General features: G+C 65.6%; 18 protein-coding genes. 11 read left to right on the top strand and 7 right to left on the bottom strand.

All coding sequences use genetic code 11. The features are described 5' to 3' along the window. The first annotated feature begins 152 nt into the window (after positions 1-152). From cyoA to J1N50_RS09235, 9 genes are all read left to right on the top strand, one after another. Positions 153-1,328 (top strand): ubiquinol oxidase subunit II, encoded by a 1,176-nt coding sequence (gene cyoA, locus J1N50_RS09275; protein ID WP_215353236.1) that lies wholly within the window; start codon positions 153-155, stop codon positions 1,326-1,328. A gap of 17 nt (positions 1,329-1,345) precedes the next feature. Beyond that, the gene (gene cyoB / locus J1N50_RS09270; RefSeq protein ID WP_215353234.1) at positions 1,346-3,352 is read left to right on the top strand and encodes a cytochrome o ubiquinol oxidase subunit I; all 2,007 of its coding nucleotides are present in this window, start codon (positions 1,346-1,348) and stop codon (positions 3,350-3,352) included. A 4-nt stretch (positions 3,353-3,356) separates the two neighbouring features. Further along, positions 3,357-3,983 (top strand): cytochrome o ubiquinol oxidase subunit III, encoded by a 627-nt coding sequence (cyoC, locus tag J1N50_RS09265; protein ID WP_215353232.1) that lies wholly within the window; start codon positions 3,357-3,359, stop codon positions 3,981-3,983. After that, positions 3,980-4,345, top strand: a complete 366-nt coding sequence (gene cyoD, locus J1N50_RS09260) for a cytochrome o ubiquinol oxidase subunit IV (RefSeq protein ID WP_215353230.1) — start codon at positions 3,980-3,982, stop codon at positions 4,343-4,345. The genes cyoC and cyoD overlap by 4 nt, the downstream gene beginning before the upstream one ends. After that, positions 4,342-5,043, top strand: a complete 702-nt coding sequence (locus J1N50_RS09255) for an SURF1 family protein (RefSeq protein ID WP_215353228.1) — start codon at positions 4,342-4,344, stop codon at positions 5,041-5,043. The genes cyoD and J1N50_RS09255 overlap by 4 nt, the downstream gene beginning before the upstream one ends. Continuing rightward, the gene (locus J1N50_RS09250; RefSeq protein WP_246553293.1) at positions 5,043-6,359 is read left to right on the top strand and encodes an ATP-binding protein; all 1,317 of its coding nucleotides are present in this window, start codon (positions 5,043-5,045) and stop codon (positions 6,357-6,359) included. The genes J1N50_RS09255 and J1N50_RS09250 overlap by 1 nt, the downstream gene beginning before the upstream one ends. Continuing rightward, on the top strand, positions 6,356-6,889 hold the full coding sequence (locus tag J1N50_RS09245) for a response regulator transcription factor (protein ID WP_215353227.1): 534 nt from the start codon (positions 6,356-6,358) through the stop codon (positions 6,887-6,889). Before J1N50_RS09250 ends, J1N50_RS09245 begins: the two co-directional genes overlap by 4 nt. Further along, positions 6,889-7,800 carry a LysR family transcriptional regulator gene (locus J1N50_RS09240; RefSeq protein ID WP_215353226.1) on the top strand — a complete coding sequence of 304 codons (912 nt, stop codon included), beginning with the start codon at positions 6,889-6,891 and terminating at the stop codon, positions 7,798-7,800. Before J1N50_RS09245 ends, J1N50_RS09240 begins: the two co-directional genes overlap by 1 nt. Before the next feature lie 95 nt (positions 7,801-7,895). After that, positions 7,896-9,140 carry an acyl-CoA dehydrogenase family protein gene (locus J1N50_RS09235; protein ID WP_215353225.1) on the top strand — a complete coding sequence of 415 codons (1,245 nt, stop codon included), beginning with the start codon at positions 7,896-7,898 and terminating at the stop codon, positions 9,138-9,140. A gap of 96 nt (positions 9,141-9,236) precedes the next feature. Here J1N50_RS09235 and J1N50_RS09230 read toward each other — a convergent pair whose 3' ends face one another. After that, the gene (locus tag J1N50_RS09230) at positions 9,237-10,454 is read right to left on the bottom strand and encodes a phospholipase D-like domain-containing protein (RefSeq protein ID WP_215353224.1); all 1,218 of its coding nucleotides are present in this window, start codon (positions 10,452-10,454) and stop codon (positions 9,237-9,239) included. A gap of 146 nt (positions 10,455-10,600) precedes the next feature. Here J1N50_RS09230 and rpoZ point away from each other — a divergent pair, with 146 nt between their 5' ends. After that, positions 10,601-10,945: a DNA-directed RNA polymerase subunit omega gene (rpoZ, locus tag J1N50_RS09225; RefSeq protein ID WP_215353223.1), complete on the top strand. Its 345-nt coding sequence runs from the start codon at positions 10,601-10,603 to the stop codon at positions 10,943-10,945. 72 nt (positions 10,946-11,017) lie between these two features. Here the strand turns inward: rpoZ and J1N50_RS09220 are convergent, their stop codons facing one another. From J1N50_RS09220 to J1N50_RS09195, 6 genes are all read right to left on the bottom strand, one after another. Next, positions 11,018-11,623, bottom strand: coding sequence for a DUF3800 domain-containing protein (locus J1N50_RS09220; protein ID WP_215353222.1), 606 nt, complete (start codon positions 11,621-11,623; stop codon positions 11,018-11,020). 266 nt (positions 11,624-11,889) lie between these two features. Continuing rightward, positions 11,890-12,285 carry a hypothetical protein gene (locus J1N50_RS09215; RefSeq protein WP_215353221.1) on the bottom strand — a complete coding sequence of 132 codons (396 nt, stop codon included), beginning with the start codon at positions 12,283-12,285 and terminating at the stop codon, positions 11,890-11,892. Between the two features lie 40 nt (positions 12,286-12,325). After that, complete coding sequence (gene ftsH / locus J1N50_RS09210) at positions 12,326-14,269, bottom strand: ATP-dependent zinc metalloprotease FtsH (protein ID WP_215353219.1); 1,944 nt, start codon at positions 14,267-14,269, stop codon at positions 12,326-12,328. A gap of 87 nt (positions 14,270-14,356) precedes the next feature. Then, a complete protein-coding gene (tilS, locus tag J1N50_RS09205; RefSeq protein WP_215353217.1) occupies positions 14,357-15,358 on the bottom strand; it encodes a tRNA lysidine(34) synthetase TilS in 1,002 nt (333 codons plus the stop codon). Next, positions 15,312-16,271 (bottom strand): tetratricopeptide repeat protein, encoded by a 960-nt coding sequence (locus J1N50_RS09200; protein ID WP_215353216.1) that lies wholly within the window; start codon positions 16,269-16,271, stop codon positions 15,312-15,314. The genes tilS and J1N50_RS09200 overlap by 47 nt, the downstream gene beginning before the upstream one ends. A 131-nt stretch (positions 16,272-16,402) precedes the next feature. Further along, positions 16,403-17,245 (bottom strand): helix-turn-helix domain-containing protein, encoded by an 843-nt coding sequence (locus J1N50_RS09195; protein WP_215353215.1) that lies wholly within the window; start codon positions 17,243-17,245, stop codon positions 16,403-16,405. A 41-nt stretch (positions 17,246-17,286) separates the two neighbouring features. Between J1N50_RS09195 and J1N50_RS09190 the strand changes: the two genes are divergently transcribed. After that, positions 17,287-17,624 (top strand): hypothetical protein (locus tag J1N50_RS09190; protein WP_215353214.1); only part of this gene is annotated, 338 nt, incomplete at its 3' end.

The raw sequence follows: 17,624 nt of genomic DNA, 5'->3' as shown, positions 1-17,624 counted from the left end.
TGGCGTCCTGCTGCTGGCGCCGGTTTGCGGCGCGAGTCGATCATAGGGCAAAAGCGCCCAGTATGAAATTGCCCCTGCGCGATGATCGGCGCTCGCGGGATTGGACAAAATGTCCTATGTGCAGTGCAACAAAGGAGGCCTAGGCGCGCGTCATGCCAAGCAATCTCCCTCGTTCCTTCGCCCGGATCCGGCGGCTTGCGCCGTTCGCCGCGCTGCCGCTGCTCTCGGGCTGCGGTCTGGTCGTCCTCGATCCCGCGGGCGACATCGCGCGCCAGCAGGGCAATCTGATCGTCATTTCGACCGTGCTGATGCTGCTGATCATCGTTCCGGTCATGGCGCTGACGATTTTTTTCGCGTGGCGCTACCGGGCGAGCAACAAGGAAGCGACCTACAAGCCCGACTGGGACCATTCGACCCAGCTCGAGCTGGTCATCTGGTCGGCGCCGCTTCTGATCATCATCTGCCTCGGCGCGCTGACCTGGGTCGCGACGCACCTGCTCGACCCCTATCGCCCGCTTGCGACGACGCCCGAACAGGTCGTCGCGGCCAATGCGAAGCCGCTCGACGTCAATGTGGTCGCGCTCGACTGGAAGTGGCTGTTCATCTACCCCGAACAGGGCGTCGCGACGGTCAACGAACTGGCGCTGCCGGTCGATCGTCCGGTGCGTTTCCGCATCTCGGCCTCGTCGGTGATGAACAGTTTCTACATCCCGGCGCTCGCGGGGCAGATCTATGCCATGCCGGGCATGGAAACGAAGCTGCACGGAATTTTCGACAAGACCGGCGAGTATGAAGGCTTTTCCGCCAATTATTCGGGCGCCGGTTTCTCGCACATGCGCTTCGCGGTGAAGAGCCTGCCGGCCGCCGATTTCGACAAATGGGTCGCCGATGCCAAGGCGTCGACCGATGGCGGCCTTGATCGCGCGACCTATCTCAAGCTCGAGGTGCCGAGCGAGAAGGAGCCGGTGCGCCATTTCGCTACCGTCGACCCGCAGCTATTCGACGCGGTGGTCAACATGTGCGTCGAGCCCGGCAAGATGTGCATGCACGACATGATGGCGATCGACGCCCGGGGCGGCGCGGGCATTGCCGGCATCCAGAATGTCCGCTCGGTCGCCTACGACAAGTTTGCCGCGCGCGGCACCGGCAGCCTCGCGGGCTGGAGCGTGCGCTATGTCGCGGCGCTGTGCAGCCAGCAGATGAAGTCGGCCGACCGCCCCGACGCCAGGCCGGTGAACCCGGCGCCGCTGAAGGGCGAGGGGCTCTCGCGTCCGGGCGAAGCCGAGCGCACGGCCCTGAATACCTCCACCCCCCGACCGATGTCCTGAAGGCAGCCGAGATTGTCATGACCCCGACCCCGCTTCCTGCAACCGACCCAATCTTCGGCAAGCTGTCGCTCGCGGCGCTGCCGCTGCACGAACCGATCCTGATCGTCACCTTCCTCGGCGTCGCCGTCGGCGGCCTCGTCGTCCTCGGCCTGATCACCAGATATCGCCTGTGGGGCTATTTGTGGAAGGAATGGTTCACCACCGTCGACCACAAGCGCATCGGGATCATGTACATGATCCTTGGCCTCATCATGTTCCTGCGCGGCTTCGCCGACGCGATCATGATGCGCCTGCAGCAGGCGATGGCGTTCGGCGGGTCCGAGGGCTATCTGCCCGCCCACCATTATGACCAGGTGTTCACCGCGCACGGCGTGATCATGATCTTCTTCGTGGCGATGCCGTTCATCACCGGCCTGATGAACTATATCGTCCCGCTGCAGATCGGCGCGCGCGACGTCAGCTTTCCGTTCCTCAACAATTTCAGCTTCTGGATGACCGCCGCGGGCGCCGCGCTGACGATGATTTCGCTGTTCGTCGGCGAATATGCGCAGACCGGCTGGCTTGCCTATCCGCCGCTGTCGGGGATCGCCTACAGCCCCAATGTCGGCGTCGATTACTATATCTGGGGGCTACAGATAGCGGGGGTCGGTACGACCTTGTCGGGCATCAACCTGATCGTCACGATCCTGAAGCTGCGCGCGCCCGGCATGGGGCTGATGAAGATGCCGGTCTTCACCTGGACCTCGCTCTGTTCGAACATCCTGATCGTGGCGAGCTTCCCGATCCTGACCGCGACGCTCGCGCTGCTCAGCCTCGACCGCTACGCGGGCACGAACTTCTTCACCAACGATCTCGGCGGCTCGCCGATGATGTATGTGAACCTGATCTGGATCTGGGGACACCCCGAGGTCTATATCCTGATCCTGCCGCTGTTCGGCGTGTTCAGCGAAGTGACCTCGACCTTCTCGGGCAAGAAGCTCTTCGGCTATACGTCGATGGTCTATGCGACGGTGTGCATCACCATCCTGTCCTACCTTGTCTGGCTGCACCATTTCTTCACCATGGGGTCGGGCGCAAGCGTCAACAGCTTCTTCGGCATCACGACGATGGTGATCTCGATCCCGACGGGCGCGAAGCTCTTCAACTGGCTTTTTACCATGTACCGCGGCCGCATCCGCTTCGAACTGCCGATGATGTGGACGATCGCCTTCATGCTGACTTTCGTCGTCGGCGGCATGACCGGCGTGCTGCTCGCTGTCCCGCCCGCCGACTTCGTGCTGCACAATTCGCTGTTCCTGATCGCGCATTTCCACAACGTGATTATCGGCGGCGTGCTGTTCGGGCTGTTCGCGGCGATCAACTATTGGTGGCCCAAGGCGTTCGGGTTCAAGCTCGACGTCGTCTGGGGCAAGATCAGCTTCTGGTGCTGGGTGGTCGGTTTCTGGCTCGCATTCATGCCGCTCTACATCCTCGGCCTGATGGGGGTGACGCGGCGGATGCGCGTGTTCGACGACCCGAGCCTGCAGATATGGTTCGTCATTGCCGCGATCGGTGCGGGGGTGATCGCCTGCGGTATCGCCGCGATGCTGATCCAGTTCGGCGTGAGCATCTGGAAGCGCAAGGAACTGGCCGACGAGAGCGGCGATCCCTGGCACGGCCGCACGCTCGAATGGGCGACCAGCTCGCCGCCGCCCGACTATAATTTCGCCTTCACGCCGGTGATCCACAATCTCGACGCGTGGTACGACATGAAGACGCGCGGGCACGAGCGGCCGGTCGACGGCTTCCGCGATATCCATATGCCGAGCAATACGGGGACGGGGATCATCCTTGCCGGTTTCTGCCTGGCGATGGGCTTTGCGCTGGTCTGGCATATCTGGTGGCTGGTGATCGCCAGCTTCGCCGCGACCATCGCCTATGCGATTTTCCACACCTTCAACTACAAGCGCGACTTCGACATTCCGGCGGCCACGGTCGCCGCAGTCGAAGCGGCGCGCACCCGCCAGCTGGCGGCCGGAGCCTGATCCGATGAGCGCAAACACCGTCACTGCGGGCGATCCCGTCCAGTTCTACGATCTCGACGAGCACGCCCATCCCGAGGGGCACAGCACGATGCTGGGCTTCTGGATCTATCTGATGAGCGACTGCCTCATCTTCGCGATCCTGTTCGCCTGCTTTGCGGTGCTCGGCGGCAATTATGCCGCCGGCCCGGCGCCAAAGGATCTGTTCGACCTGCCGCTGGTCGCGCTCAACACCGCGATGCTGCTCTTCTCGTCGATCACCTACGGTTTCGCGGTACTGCAGATGCAGCAGGGCAAGGTGAAGGGCGTCCAGCTCTGGCTCGCGATCACCGGCCTGTTCGGCCTCGCGTTCCTTGGCATCGAGCTTTACGAGTTCCATCATCTGATCGAGATCGGCGCGACGCCGCAGCGCAGCGCCTTCCTGTCGAGCTTCTTCACCTTGGTCGGCACGCACGGGCTGCACGTTACCTTCGGCATCGTCTGGCTGCTCGTGCTGATGGTCCAGCTCGGCAAGCATGGTCTGATCGCTGCGAACAAGCGCCGCGTCATGTGCCTCAGCATGTTCTGGCATTTCCTCGACGTCGTCTGGATCGGCGTTTTCACCATTGTCTATCTGATGGGAGTGCTGCGATGAGCGCCGATCCCTACGCCGTCGGCCACGACGAGATCGAGTTGCCGCACGCGTCGATGCGCGACTATGTGATCGGCTTCGTCCTGTCGGTGATCCTGACCGCCGTCCCCTTCTGGCTGGTGATGGAGCGGCCCTTCTCCGAGGGAGCGACCGCGGCGATCATCATGGCCTTCGCGGCGGTGCAGATCGTCGTGCACATGATTTTCTTCCTCCATATGTCGCCAAAGGCCGAGGGCGGCTGGTCGATCACTTCGCTGACCTTCACGATCATCGTCGTGGTGATCATGCTTGCGGGCTCGCTGTGGGTGATGCACCATCTCAACACCAACATGATGCCGCCGCACGATGTGAGCCAATTGCCGTGACGCGCGCCCGCCGGGCGGCCTTCGTCGCCACGGCGCTTATCGTGGCGGCGGTCCTTGCGGCGCTCGGCATCTGGCAGGTCGAACGGCGGGCGTGGAAGCATGAACTGGTCGCGGCAGTCGGGGCGCGCATTCATGCACCGCCGGTTGCGGCACCCGGTCCAGACCGATGGCCGACGATCAATGCGAAGGACGACGCCTATCGGCGCGTGAGTACGAAGGGGCGCTTCCTTCACGACCGCGAAACCCTGGTACAGGCCGTTACGGAACGCGGCGCGGGCTATTGGGTGCTGACGCCGCTGAAGACGCCGGACTTCATCCTGATCGTCAATCGCGGCTTTGTACCGAAGGACCGCAAGGCAACTGCGACGCGGGCGACAGGCAATCCGCCCGGCGAGGTCGAGGTTACCGGATTGCTCCGCGTCACCGAACCGGGTGGCGCCTTCCTGCGCACGAACGATCCCGCCGCGAACCGCTGGTATTCGCGCGACGTCGCCGCGATCGCGAAGGCGAGGGGGCTTGGGGAGACCGCGCCCTATTTCGTCGACGCCGATAGCACGCCGAACCGCGGCGGCTACCCGGTTGGCGGGCTTACCATCGTCCGCTTTCCCGACAATCACCTCGTCTACGCGCTGACATGGTTCGCGCTCTGCGCGCTCAGCCTCTTTTTTGCGTGGCGGCTGTGGCGTATCCGGGATTGATGACCATTCCCGCAACCCTGCCGACCGTGGCTGCCGAGGCTCCCGCCGAAGCGAATGCCGGCCGCCGCAACATGGCGCTGCTGATCCAGCTCCGCTGGCTCGCCGTGGGCGGGCAACTCGCGACGATCGGTATCGTGACCGGGCCGATGGGAATTTCGCTTCAGCGGGCGCCGCTGCTCGCTGCAGTCCTTGTCCTGATCGCGATCAATTTCGCCAGTCTCGCCCTGCTCCGCCGCGGGCGCGCGGTGACCAACGCCGAACTGACGGCCGTGCTGCTCTTCGATGTCGCCGCGCTTGGATGGCAACTCCATCACAGCGGTGGTCTCGCCAATCCCTTCGCCTCGCTGTTCCTGTTGCAGGTCGTGATCGGCGCGATTTTGCTGACCCCGGCATCGTCGTGGGCGATTGTCGCCGCGGCGCTTGCGGCCATCGGGGTGCTTGCGGTCGACCCGACGCCGCTCGTCCTGCCGCCTCCCTATGCCGCCGATCCGATGGGGCTCTACCTCAAGGGCAGCCTCGTCTGTTTCCTGCTGATCGCGGTGCTGCTCGTCGCCTTCGTGACGCGGATCAGCCGCAATTTGCGCGAGCGCGACGCCGCGCTCGCCGCGAGCCGCCAGCGCGCGGTGGAGGAGGACCATATCGTGCGCATGGGATTGCTCGCCTCGGGCGCGGCGCATGAACTCGGTACCCCGCTGTCGACCTTGTCGGTGCTGATCGGTGACTGGAAGACGGCTCCGGCGATCGCCCGCGATACCGAATTGCAACAGGATCTCGCCGACATGGATGCGGCGGTGCGGCGCTGCAAGGCGATCGTCAGCGGCATATTGATGTCGGCCGGCGAGGCGCGCGGCGAAGCCCCGCAGGTCACGACAATGCGCGCCTTTCTGACCGCCCTCGTCGAGGAGGCGCGGGCGGGGCGAATGCCGGGGACGGTCGAATTCAACGACCTGTTCGGTGCCGACCTCGCGATCATCTCGGACCCTGCCTTGCGGCAGGTGATCGGTAACGTGCTGGACAATGCCTCCGAAGTCTCGCCCGAATGGATCGCCCTCACCGCGTCGCGCGACGGCGGTATGGCGGTGATCGAGATTGCGGATCGCGGGCCGGGCTTCAGCGACGAGATGATCGAGCGCTTCGGCCAACCCTACAGCTCGACCAAGGGGCGTCCGGGCGGCGGGTTGGGGCTGTTCCTGCTCGTCAACGTGCTGCGCAAGCTTGGCGGCAGCGCCAGCGTCGCCAACCGCGATGCCGGCGGCGCGGTGGTGCGCGTGGTCCTGCCGCTGTCGGCGGTCGCCGCCGACGGAGAGTCGGTGTGAGCGGCCAGCGGCAATTGCTGATCGTCGAGGATGACGATGTCTTCGCGCGAACGCTGAGGCGTTCGTTCGAAAAGCGCGACTATGCGGTGCGGGTCGCGTCCAGTCCCGAGGAGGCGGAGGGGTTGCTGGGCGAGTGGCAACCCGGTTTCGCGGTCGTCGATCTCAAGCTCGGCAATGCTTCGGGGCTCGCCTGCGTCCAGATGCTGCGCGCTGTCGATCCCGCAATGCGCATCGTGGTGCTGACCGGCTTTGCCAGCATCGCGACCGCCGTCGAGGCGATCAAATTGGGGGCGTCCTACTATCTCGCCAAGCCATCGAACACCGACGATATCGAAGCGGCGTTCGAGCGCGCCGAGGGCAATGTCGACGCACCTCTCGACGCGCGGCCGTCGTCGATCAAGACCGTCGAGTGGGAGCATATCCACCAGACGCTCGTCGAAACCAATTTCAACATTTCGGAGGCCGCGCGGCGGCTGGGGATGCATCGTCGCACATTGGCGCGGAAGCTCGAGAAACGGCAGGTGAAATAATGCGGCGGCTGGCGCGCTTCGACCTAAACCTGTTGCAGATATTCGACGCGATCCATTCCAAAGGCGGGGTGTCGGCGGCAGCGCGGCACCTGAACCTGTCGCAGCCCGCGATCAGCCATGCGCTCGCCAAACTGCGCGACGCCTTCGACGACCCGCTGTTCGTGCGCCAGGGGAACAAGCTGGTGCCCACCCCCGCGGCGCGTGCGATCGCCGGGCCGGTGCGCGAGGCGCTGCGCGGGCTCGATGCGGCGCTCGACGCGGCGGCATCCTTCGATCCGGTGCAGTCGACGCGCGAGTTCCGCATCGGCGTCCGCTTGTCGGGCGAAATGCCGCGCTTCTCGTCGCTGGTCGGCCGCGTCCGGCACGATGCGCCGCATGTCGCGCTGGCCAGCGTGACCTTCCGCCGCCGCGACCTGGTGACGGCGCTTGCGAACGGTGATCTCGACCTTGCGCTCGATGTTGCGCTTCCCTCCGACGCGCGGTTGTGCCGCCATTTTCTCGGAACGGAGCCGCTCGTCGTCGTCGCCCGCAAGGGGCATCCGCGCGTCGATGGGGCGATCGACCTCGATACCTATCTGGCGCTCGATCATGTCGTCGCGACGGCGCGTCCTCACGGCCCGGGGATCGAGGATATGGCGTTGGAACGGATGGGGCTCGGCCGCCGCGCGGCGGTGCGCTGCCAGCATGCGATTACCGCGTGGCAGATCATCGCCGAATCCGACATGCTCTTTTCGCTGCCGCGCTCGCATGCCGAGGTGCTTAACGCGGTGTGGCCGATGCAACTTCTCGACCTGCCGCTGCCGGTCGATCGCGGCGGAACCTACCTCTACTGGCATCAGGCGGCGCAGGCCGACCCGGCGCTCGAATGGCTTCGCAGGATCATCATCGACGAAATGTCCAAGCCCGACTGATCATTCGCCAGATGAATTCCATATATTCCGCCCTATCATTTTGCTTGATGACGGAGCGCGGCTAGCGTCGCACCAGTTGCAGCGGAGCGCCGTCCATGACCGAAATCGAACTTCAAGCCGAACTTAACGACCTGCGCATGTCGAAGGGGGCGCAGCCGCTCTTCGACGCGGTGAAGCGCCACATTGCGGAGAACGTCGACCCGATTACCGAGGAATTCTTCCGGCTCGGCGAAAACCGCGCCGATCGCTGGAGCTGGGCGCCGGGCCAGCTCGAGCTGCTCGAAGGCGCGAAGAACAAGGCGAAGGCTGCTGGCCTGTGGAACTTCTTCCTGCCCCACGGCGACACGGGAACGCCGCTCAGCAACCTCGATTACGCCTATATCGCTGCCGAACTCGGCAAGTCGCCGCTCGCATCGGAATCGCTGAACTGCTCGGCGCCCGACACGGGGAATATGGAAGTGCTCGAAATGGTCGGCACGCCCGAGCAGAAGGAGCACTGGCTGAAGCCGCTGCTCAACGGCGAAATCCGCTCGGCCTATGTGATGACCGAGCCCGGCGTCGCCTCGTCGGATGCCAGCAATCTGGAAACGAGCGCGGTACTCGACGGCGACGAATGGGTGATAAACGGCGAGAAATATTTCATCAGCGGCGCCGGCGATCCGCGCTGCAAGATCCTGATCTGTATGCTCAAGACCAACCCCGAAGCATCGCGCAAGGGCCAGCATTCGCAGATCCTCGTGCCGATGGACACGCCGGGCGTGCAGGTGCTCGGTCCGATGCGCGTGTTCGGCGCCGATCATGCGCCGCAGGGCCATATGCACATGCGGTTCGACAATGTCCGCGTGCCGCGCGAGAATATTCTGCTCGGCGAGGGCCGGGGGTTCGAGATTTCGCAGATGCGCCTCGGGCCGGGCCGTATCCATCACTGCATGCGCACCATCGGCAAGGCCGAGGTCGCGCTGGATCTCATGGTAAAGCGCGGCAACTCGCGCACCGCCTTCGGCAAGCCGCTGTCGCAGCTCGGCAAGAATCTGGAGGTCATCGCGCGCGCGCGCTGCGATATCGAGGCGATGCGCCTGATCGTGCTCAAGGCCGCGAAGGCGATGGACCTGCTCGGCAACCGCGAGGCGCGGGTCTGGGTGAGCATGGCGAAGGCGATGATCCCCGAACGCGCGTGCCAGATCATCGACCAGGCGATCCAGATCCACGGCGCGACCGGCATCTCCCACTGGACCCCTCTCGCCGAGCTCTATGCCGACGTGCGCCATCTGCGCTTCGCCGACGGTCCCGACGAGGTGCATTACATGGTCGTCGGCCGCGACGAACTCAGCCGACACTGACGACGGTTTCGCCGGAGGGCCATAGAAATGGTCACGGATCCTCGCCCTGAGCCAAACCGCTTCAAGCCTTGAGCGAGCAATTCACGGGTCCTGACCCTAAGGCAGCGCATCGACGCGCGGGTCGTGTTCGGTGAGCCCGAAGTTCAACCGGCGTGTGACGGTGTAGTCGGCGAAACCCACGACGAACCAGGCAAGAAACCAGCGCAGGCGGGTCAGCCAGGTTCCGCGCTTCTTGTGCGATTCGACGGTGACGACGTCGCATTGCGGCTCAAGGCCTGCGACGAAATCGCGCAGTCCTTCGGCAAAGGCGGCATCGGTGATCCGCACCATCAACTCGACATTGATGAACAGGCTCCGCATGTCGAAATTGGCGGTTCCGATATAGGTGACGTCGTCGATGACGATCAGCTTCATGTGCAATTTGCACGGCCGATATTCCCGGATGTCTGCGCCGCGGCGCAGCAGGAAGCCGTAGAGAAGGCGCGAGGCGCCGATCGTTGCCGGATTGTCCGACTTCGCCGCCATGATGAAGCGCGCCTTGCCGCGGCGCGCCAGCCGCCCAATCCGTCGCAACATGCCCTGGCCGGGCGAAAAATAGGCCATCACCATATCAAGGCGGCGGCCGCGGTCGAGGTCCGCCCGCACGGCCCGCGCCCAGGGCGACAGCCGCTCGGTCGGTCCGCCGACCAGCCACTGCACCGGCCCCGTGCCGATATTCCATTCGCGAACCAGCCGCCGCAGCATCAGCAGCTTGCCGTCGTCGTGGGCGGTATAGTGGTGGATCGTATCGAACCATTGAACCGCGCGCGCGACGGTCGGGCCAGCGACCACAAGTCCGAGGTCGAACCAGCAGTCGCCGCGTGGCTTGCTCAGATAGTCATCGGCGATATTGAAGCCGCCGGTGACCGCGACATGCCCGTCGATCAGGATCAACTTCTGGTGGTTGCGGACGAGGTAGCTCGATCGCCAGCGGCGCGAGAAGAAGGTCACCGTGCCCCCCGCCTCGCGCAGCGGCACGAAGACGCTGTCGGCCACATCGCCCGAGCCGAAGCTGTCGATCACCGCGCGCACGCGCACGCCGCGCCGCGCGGCGGCAGTCATCGCGTCCAGCACGCGGGTGCCCGCGCCGTCATGCTCGAAGATGTACATGATGAGATCGATGCTGCGGATCGCGCCGTTGATCAACGCAAGCAGGCGTTCGAGGCGCCGGTCGCCGTCGAAAATCAGTTCGAGCCGGTGGCCGCCAACCTCTGCCTTCATCCCGTCGCCCGCGCTCGCGGAGGGCTCGCTGACGGGAACGGCGGCATCGGTCATCTCCTGCTCATAGGCCGGGCGCGTCGAGGGCCGCAAGCGCGCGGTTGCGGCAGGCCGGTTTGATTGACATTCGCATGGCCCCCTGCTAGCGCGCAGCGCTTGCCGCCATGCCATTGGCTGGCCTCTCCGACTTTTAAGGAAACAACATGGCCCGCGTTACCGTCGAAGATTGCGTCGACAAGGTTCCCAACCGTTTCGACCTGGTGCTGCTCTCGGCGCACCGTGCCCGCGAAATCTCGGGCGGATCGGAGCTGACGGTCGATCGCGACCGCGACAAGAACCCCGTCGTCGCGCTGCGCGAAATCGCCGAACAGACGATCCGTCCGGTCGAGCTCAAGGATGCGCTCGTCGGCACGCTGCAGAAGGTCGTCGTCGACGATGACGACACGCCCGATGAAATCAGCTCGATCGCGCGTTCGGCCGAAGCGCTTCGCCTGACCGCCGCTGCGCCGCCGCGCAGCCCGGCGGGTGGCGGCGTCGACTTCGAATAAGCGAAGCGACGGCGATCGCCAAAGGGGCCGCGGGAAACCGCGGCCCTTCTTGTTGGCAGGCGCGCATTGCTGTCAGCGAAGCCGATTCAGTTCGGCGATGCGGATCGCGCGCGAGGCGAGCAGCGGTTCGATGATCACGCCGATGCGCTGTGCGCGCGGCGAACCGATCGTGACGTTGAACAGGCTGTTGGCGATCACATCGGCAATCTGGACCCCCTCGGAACGGCGGCTGTCGGCGAGAGAGGCCTGCCCCCATCCCGCGAGCCCCGCCTGGATCGTTTGGCGCACGCCCGCGAGAATCGCCGGATCATAGCGCCCATCGTCGATCACCACGTCGGTACATACGCCGCCGGTTTCGGGTAGCCAACTGCTCACCGCCAAATCGAGGAGGGCGGTGTAAAGCGCGAGGTCGCTCGGCGGCTTGCCGTCGGAGGGCGGCGCCAGCGTCTCGCGCCTCGCGACCGCAACCCAGGCACGTCCACCGGCGCGGTCGAACAGCTCGAGCAGATAGGCGCGCTCGGTGAGGCTGATCCGGCTGCCCTTGAGTTCGCCGCGCAAGCCGGTGACGGCGCGGAAGCGCGCGTGAATGACCGCCGCGGCCTCCGATGACAGCATCGCCGCCGCGAAGGCCATCGCCCCGGCGTTGAGCCCCCCGGATTCGTCGCAATAGATGGTCATCGCGCGCGCAGATCCGTGCCGGTCACTTCACTTTGCCGAAGAAGGCGACGGCGCGCGAGGTGCCGGGGGAAACCGGGGTGCTCCACAACCAGCGGACGTGGGTTACGTCGCTGGCGGTTGCGGCCAGCGGCGCGGCGCCCGCGACCGGAACAGCAAGCGCCCGATGTCAGCGTGCCTTGCGCTGCAACAGGATATGCGCCCGGCACGAGCGCGGCCGCAAGCAGCGCTGATCCGCAAGACCTCATGCGTCTCTCCTCGAAGCCATTCTATTGCGCCGGGCAGGGATAGCGTTTCCGCATCAGCCCGTCGAATGCCGAATAGATCGAGATCATTTTGCGCGACTGGGCGGGGTAGCTGCGCAGGTGCGCAAGCCATTGTTCCGGGGTCAGCGTGCCGCTTTCGGGCGGGCAGCTTGCCGTTTTGCGACCGGCCTTGCGGTCGGCATCGATCCGCGCCTTGTAGCGCCTGCCAGCGGCGATAACCTCGCCTTTCAGCAGTTGCGCTTCCGGTGTGGCGATGGCGAGCGGGCCCAGCCGTTCGAGCAGGCTCGCGCGCTGGAGAAAGGTGGCGACGCTCATGTCGCCGGGCGCCATGCCGCACAGCATGACGCCCGCGCCGAGCGCGGCCAAAGCCAATCCGGGCCGCATGTCCCTGCTGGTCATGCGGCCCGGAATCGCTTCAAATCACTGAACAAGGTCTGAATCAGACGCCTTGCGGGTTGGCGTCGCCGAAGGGGCGGGGCTTGCGCTTGATCTGCGGCAGGCCGCCGGCGTGGCCCGATACGGGCGTACCCGACCTGTCCTGGTCGTTCTCGCGGCCGATGTCTTCACCCTTGATCGCACGGCGCGCTTCCTCGCCCGACAGCGTCTCATATTCGAGCAGCGCGCCTGCGAGCAGGTGGAGCTCGTCGAGATGCTCGGTGAGCACCTTGCGGGCGGTCTTTTCACCTTCCTCGACCAGACGGCGGACTTCGGCGTCGATCAGCCTGGCGGTCTCTTCGGACATGTTCTGCGCGCGCGATACGCTGTGGCCGAGGAAGACCTCGTCCTGATTGTCGCGGTAACGCAGCCAGCCGAGCTTTTCGGACATGCCATATTCCATGACCATTGCGCGCGCCGAGTCGGTCGCCTGCTGGATGTCGTTCGACGCGCCGGTGTTGAGCTCGTCCTTGCCATAGATGAGCTGTTCGGCGATGCGGCCGCCGAAGCAGAGCGCGAGGCGCGCCTTCATTTGCTTCATGTTCATCGAATAGCGGTCGCGTTCGGGCAGGTTCCACGTCACGCCCAGCGCGCGGCCGCGCGGGATGATCGTGACCTTGTGGAGCGGATCATTGCCCTCGACGTGAATCGAGACGAGCGCGTGGCCGGCCTCGTGATAGGCGGTCGCCTTCTTCTCGTCCTCGGTCATCACCATCGAGCGGCGCTCGGCGCCCATCAACACCTTGTCCTTGGCTTCCTCGAACTCGTTCGAGGCGATCAGACGCTTGCCCTTGCGCGCCGCGAGCAGCGCCGCCTCGTTGGCAAGGTTTGCCAGGTCGGCGCCCGAGAAGCCCGGCGTGCCGCGCGCGATCCGGCGCAAGTCGACGTCGGGCGCAAGCGGTTTCTTGCGCGTGTGGACCTCGAGGATCTTCTGGCGGCCTTCGATGTCGGGGCGCGGCACGACGACCTGACGGTCGAAGCGGCCCGGGCGGAGCAGGGCGGGGTCGAGCACGTCGGGGCGGTTGGTTGCCGCGACGATGATGATGCCTTCGTTCGCCTCGAAGCCGTCCATCTCGACGAGCAGTTGGTTCAGCGTCTGCTCGCGCTCGTCGTTGCCGTTGCCGAGCCCGGCACCGCGATGGCGGCCGACGGCGTCGATTTCGTCGATGAAGACGATGCACGGCGCATTGCGCTTGGCCTGTTCGAACATGTCGCGGACGCGGCTGGCGCCGACACCGACGAACATCTCGACAAAGTCCGAACCCGAAATGGTGAAGAAGGGAACCCCCGCCTCACCCGCGATCGCGCGGGCGAGCAGAGTCTTGCCGGTGCCGGGCGAGCCGACGAGCAGTGCGCCCTTCGGGATCTGGCCGCCGAGTTTCGAGAATTTGCTGGGGTCTTTCAGGAACTCGACGATTTCCTGAAGTTCCTCGCGCGCCTCGTCGATGCCGGCGACATCGTCGAAGGTCACGCGGCCCTGCTTTTCGGTAAGCATCTTGGCGCGGCTCTTGCCAAAGCCCATCGCGCCCGAACCGTTGTTCTTCTGCACCTGGCGAAAGACGAAGAAGGCGATGCCCAGAATCAGCAGGAACGGCAGCGACTGGACGAGCAGATACATCCAGAAATTGGGGACCTCGGTCGGCTTGCCGTCATATTTGACGTTATTGTCGTTGAGCATCTTCAACAGGTCGGGGTCGCGGACGATGTTCGCGGTGAAGCTTTCGCCATTGTCGAGCTTGCCGGTTACGCGATCCTCCGACAGCACGACCTCCTTGACCGCGCCTTCCTGAACCTTCTGCCGGAACTCGGAATAGGCGAGGGGCGCTCCGGTGGGCTGGGTGGCGCCGCCGAACATCGAGGCGACGAGGAGCATGGCGAGCAGGATGCCGCTCCAGATCATCACGCTCTTCATCCAGGGATTGCCCTGCGGTTCCTTGTCGTCCTGCATCGGAAACTTTCCAAACTTCGCGCACGTTCGCGCTTCAATCCCGATAATGTAGGATAATTGGGTTAAATGACAATGAGCCAGATTGTCCTATTTTCGGGCTTTTCGGCGCGGTGCGGCGGAAATGCGCCAGATCGTGCCCTGAAGCCCCGGCACGGCGTCGATCAGCAGCGCGCCGACCATCGCGCGGCGGCCGCCCTTCATCGCCGCGATCACCCCGTCGAGCGAGGCGCCGCGCAGGCGAAGCTGACCGTCGTTCGCGCGCAGGCGCTGGGTGACGACGCGGCGGAAAATCTCGGCCGGATAGCCTTCGTCGCGAATGACCGCGATGTCGGAGGCGTCGGGCCAGTTCGCGATCAGCCGTTCGACCGCCCAGTCGATCGCCTCGTCGGCCTCGGCCAGCCAGCCCGCCGAGCGCGCCGCCGCCCCCACGTCGATCGCGGTCTGCGAGGCGAGGGCGTGGCGCAGCCGCGCGCGGTCGAAGCGGTCGTCGCTGTTCGAGGGGTCGTCGACGAAGGGAATGTCGTGATCGAGCGCGATGCGCAGCAGTTCGGCGTGGCGCCACCCGAGCAGCGGGCGCAGGACGAGCCGGTAGCGCGCGCGGATCGCGGCCAGGCCGCCGACCCCGCTGCTGCGGTTGAGGCGCATGACGATCGTTTCGAGCTGGTCGTCGGCGTGGTGCGCGGTGAGCAGGTGCGCAAGGCCGTGCGCCGCGCGCCAGTCCTCCATGAGGCGATAACGCTCGCTGCGCGCCGCGGCCTGCAGCGAGCCGCGAAGCGGCACCGGGGGCGTCAAGGTCGCGTGCGCGATATGCTCGCGCGCGCAGAAACCCGCGACCATGCGCGCTTCCTCGGCCGATTCCCTCCGCAGGCCGTGGTCGACGGTGACCGCCCGGACCTGTCCGGGCAGCAGCGTCGCCATCAGCCAGAGGAGGGCCATGCTGTCGGGGCCGCCCGACACCGCGACGCCATAATGGAGGCGCTGCCAGTCGGGACCGGCGAGCGCGGCGAGATCGCGGCCGAGGCGCTCGACCGCGTCGCCGCTGTCAACAGCCTGCTTTTGCTTTTGCGGCGGCTGCATCGGTGCGGACATCCTGCGGCGCTTTTGTCCCATAGACTTCGTCGAGTTCGCGGAACGCCTTGCATGCGTCGGCCTTGCGCCCGAGCTTGTCGAGCGCGATCCCCATGTACATCAGGCTGTGCGGGGCGCGCGGGCCGTCGGGGCGATCCTTGTAATTATTGTAGAAGGCCACCGCGGCGAGGCTGGGCTTGCCGTCGTCGAGATAGGCGCGGCCGAGCAGGTTCTGCGCATAGCTCGCCTGGCTGCTCTTCGGCCATTTGGCGACGACCGTCTTGAGCTGGGCCTGCGCCTCCGGATAGAGTTTTGCCGACCAGAGGCGGAAGCCATAATCATAGGCGTCCTGCTGCTCGTTGCCCGACGACGGGATTTCGACCTTCTTCACAAGCGCGAGGCGGGCTGCGTCGGGCTTTCCGGCGCTGGCGGCGGGCGGCGTCGCGGGCTTTTTCGGCGGCGTGGCGGTCGCCGCCGGGGCGGGCGTCGGCGCGGCTGGCCTGGGCGCGGCGACCACCGGCAGGCTGGCGGGCGTCGCGGCCGGCTCGCCGGCAGCCGCGGGCGGCACGCGCTTGTCCATTTCGGCCTTATAGGCGGCGAACTGCTTTTCGAGCTCGCGGAGCTGGAAGGCATTTTGTTCGGTCTGGCCGGTGAGCGCCCGAAGCTGCGATTCGAGCGCATCGACGCGCGCGGTGAGGTCGGCGACCGGCGAATTGCTCTTCACGACCTGACCCGGCGTCGCGTCGGGTGCGATCTCGCCCTCGAAGAAGGCCGGGGCACCGCCCGGGAACACCTGCCGCTGGACGGCGCGCATTTCCTTTTCGAGCTTGTCGACGCGCTTCGCAACCGTCGCGTCCTGCGCCAGCGCGACGGGCGCCGCCACGGCGATCGCGATCGCGGCCGCGCCGGCAAGGGTGATGTGATGCTTCGTCATGTGCCGATTGGCCCCCAAGAGATATTAACTATTCTGCGGAGCCATTCATAACGCCGCAAAGCGCGGGCGCGCAAACCCATTTCGGCGCGATGTCGCGCGTTGTCGCCGGAACGAGGCGATCCGGCGCGCGATCAGCCCCCGGTCCTGGGCGCCGCGGCAGGCGCCGCCGGGCTGCCTTCGGCGCGCGCGACGAGGTCGGCGGGCTTCAGCGATATGCCCTTCACCAGCGTGTCGGCGGGACCGATCGGGCCGACGTCGCGGCCGCCGACAGTGACCTTGAGCGCCTGCGGGATGCTGGTACGCAGCGTGAACTGCTCGATATAGGCGGGCGGCACCTCATAGGTTTCGCCAGCGTCGAGGGTGCGCCAATTCTCGGTCTTGCCCGTGGCGTCGTCGAAGCCGATCCAGACTTCGGAAATGCCGGTCAGCACGACGGGAGCATTGGCGGCGATCGCCGCCCCGGCCTTTGCCGGGGCGGGCGCCGCGGCCTTGGTTGCGGGGGCTTCCGAATCGTCGGCAGCCTGGTTCTGTGCAGCGACCAGCGCCTCGTCGGGTTCGACCGACAGGAAGCGCCACACGCCATAGGCCGACACGAGCAGGAGCGCGACGATCACCAGCGTCCAGGTCAGGCGCGCGGTGGGCAGGCGGGCAGGATCGGTGGGTTCATAGGCTTCGTAGAGCGGACGCGACCCATAGGCGTCCTCTTCCAGCTCGCGGCGGATGCCGGCGCCGATCTCGGCCTCGGGCAGGTCGACGGCGCGGGCGTAGGCGCGCGCGAATCCGGTCACATAGGTGCGGCCGGGAAGCTCTGTGAAGTCGGACTTTTCGATGGCTTCGAGATGGCGCTGCGTGATGCGCGTGCGCGTCGCGACGTCGGCGAGCGACAGGCCCGCCTTCTCGCGCGCGAGGCGGAGCTTGTCGCCGGTGCGCGTGATCGCCAGTTCGCCCTGCGCGGCGACCTCTTCATCTGCCATTACTGTCTCCGTGCCGGTCGTCTGCAACCCGTATCGACCGTGTGGCAACGTTCATCGCATTGACGATGCGCGAAAGTCAAATGAAGTTCGGCGAACGAAAGGCTGAAAAGACGCGGATTTGGGTTTGTCGGAAAAGGCGGCGAGGTCGGTGGCGCGGCGGGGCGGCGAGAGGGGCTGTTCTGGTCGGAAAACCCGCTTTTCTTGCCCGCCTCGCCGCGTTGATCGACCAGATGGAGTTGATCGACCAGATGGAAAAGCCGGATGACGGCTGGCACAGCGGGATAATGAAGGAAAGGGTTATTTATCTGCGGCGTCCGCTTTGGGGTGGATTCCAGCCTTTCAATTCTCGTCATGCTGAACTCGTTTCAGCATCCATGGG

Origin of the sequence: Sphingopyxis soli, from assembly GCF_018682675.1 — a bacterium.
Lineage (GTDB): Bacteria > Pseudomonadota > Alphaproteobacteria > Sphingomonadales > Sphingomonadaceae > Sphingopyxis > Sphingopyxis soli.
This window is presented reverse-complemented; position numbering and strand designations above follow the sequence as displayed.

Coding starts and splice junctions, on each gene's coding strand:
- J1N50_RS09250 (WP_246553293.1), top strand. CDS start 5,043: ATGACCATTCCCGCAACCCTGCCGACCGTGGCTGCCGAGGCTCCCGCC.
- ftsH (WP_215353219.1), bottom strand. CDS start 14,269: ATGCAGGACGACAAGGAACCGCAGGGCAATCCCTGGATGAAGAGCGTG.
- rpoZ (WP_215353223.1), top strand. CDS start 10,601: ATGGCCCGCGTTACCGTCGAAGATTGCGTCGACAAGGTTCCCAACCGT.
- cyoC (WP_215353232.1), top strand. CDS start 3,357: ATGAGCGCAAACACCGTCACTGCGGGCGATCCCGTCCAGTTCTACGAT.
- J1N50_RS09215 (WP_215353221.1), bottom strand. CDS start 12,285: ATGACCAGCAGGGACATGCGGCCCGGATTGGCTTTGGCCGCGCTCGGC.
- J1N50_RS09195 (WP_215353215.1), bottom strand. CDS start 17,245: ATGGCAGATGAAGAGGTCGCCGCGCAGGGCGAACTGGCGATCACGCGC.
- cyoD (WP_215353230.1), top strand. CDS start 3,980: ATGAGCGCCGATCCCTACGCCGTCGGCCACGACGAGATCGAGTTGCCG.
- cyoB (WP_215353234.1), top strand. CDS start 1,346: ATGACCCCGACCCCGCTTCCTGCAACCGACCCAATCTTCGGCAAGCTG.
- tilS (WP_215353217.1), bottom strand. CDS start 15,358: ATGTCCGCACCGATGCAGCCGCCGCAAAAGCAAAAGCAGGCTGTTGAC.
- J1N50_RS09230 (WP_215353224.1), bottom strand. CDS start 10,454: ATGACCGATGCCGCCGTTCCCGTCAGCGAGCCCTCCGCGAGCGCGGGC.
- J1N50_RS09240 (WP_215353226.1), top strand. CDS start 6,889: ATGCGGCGGCTGGCGCGCTTCGACCTAAACCTGTTGCAGATATTCGAC.
- J1N50_RS09220 (WP_215353222.1), bottom strand. CDS start 11,623: ATGACCATCTATTGCGACGAATCCGGGGGGCTCAACGCCGGGGCGATG.
- cyoA (WP_215353236.1), top strand. CDS start 153: ATGCCAAGCAATCTCCCTCGTTCCTTCGCCCGGATCCGGCGGCTTGCG.
- J1N50_RS09235 (WP_215353225.1), top strand. CDS start 7,896: ATGACCGAAATCGAACTTCAAGCCGAACTTAACGACCTGCGCATGTCG.
- J1N50_RS09200 (WP_215353216.1), bottom strand. CDS start 16,271: ATGACGAAGCATCACATCACCCTTGCCGGCGCGGCCGCGATCGCGATC.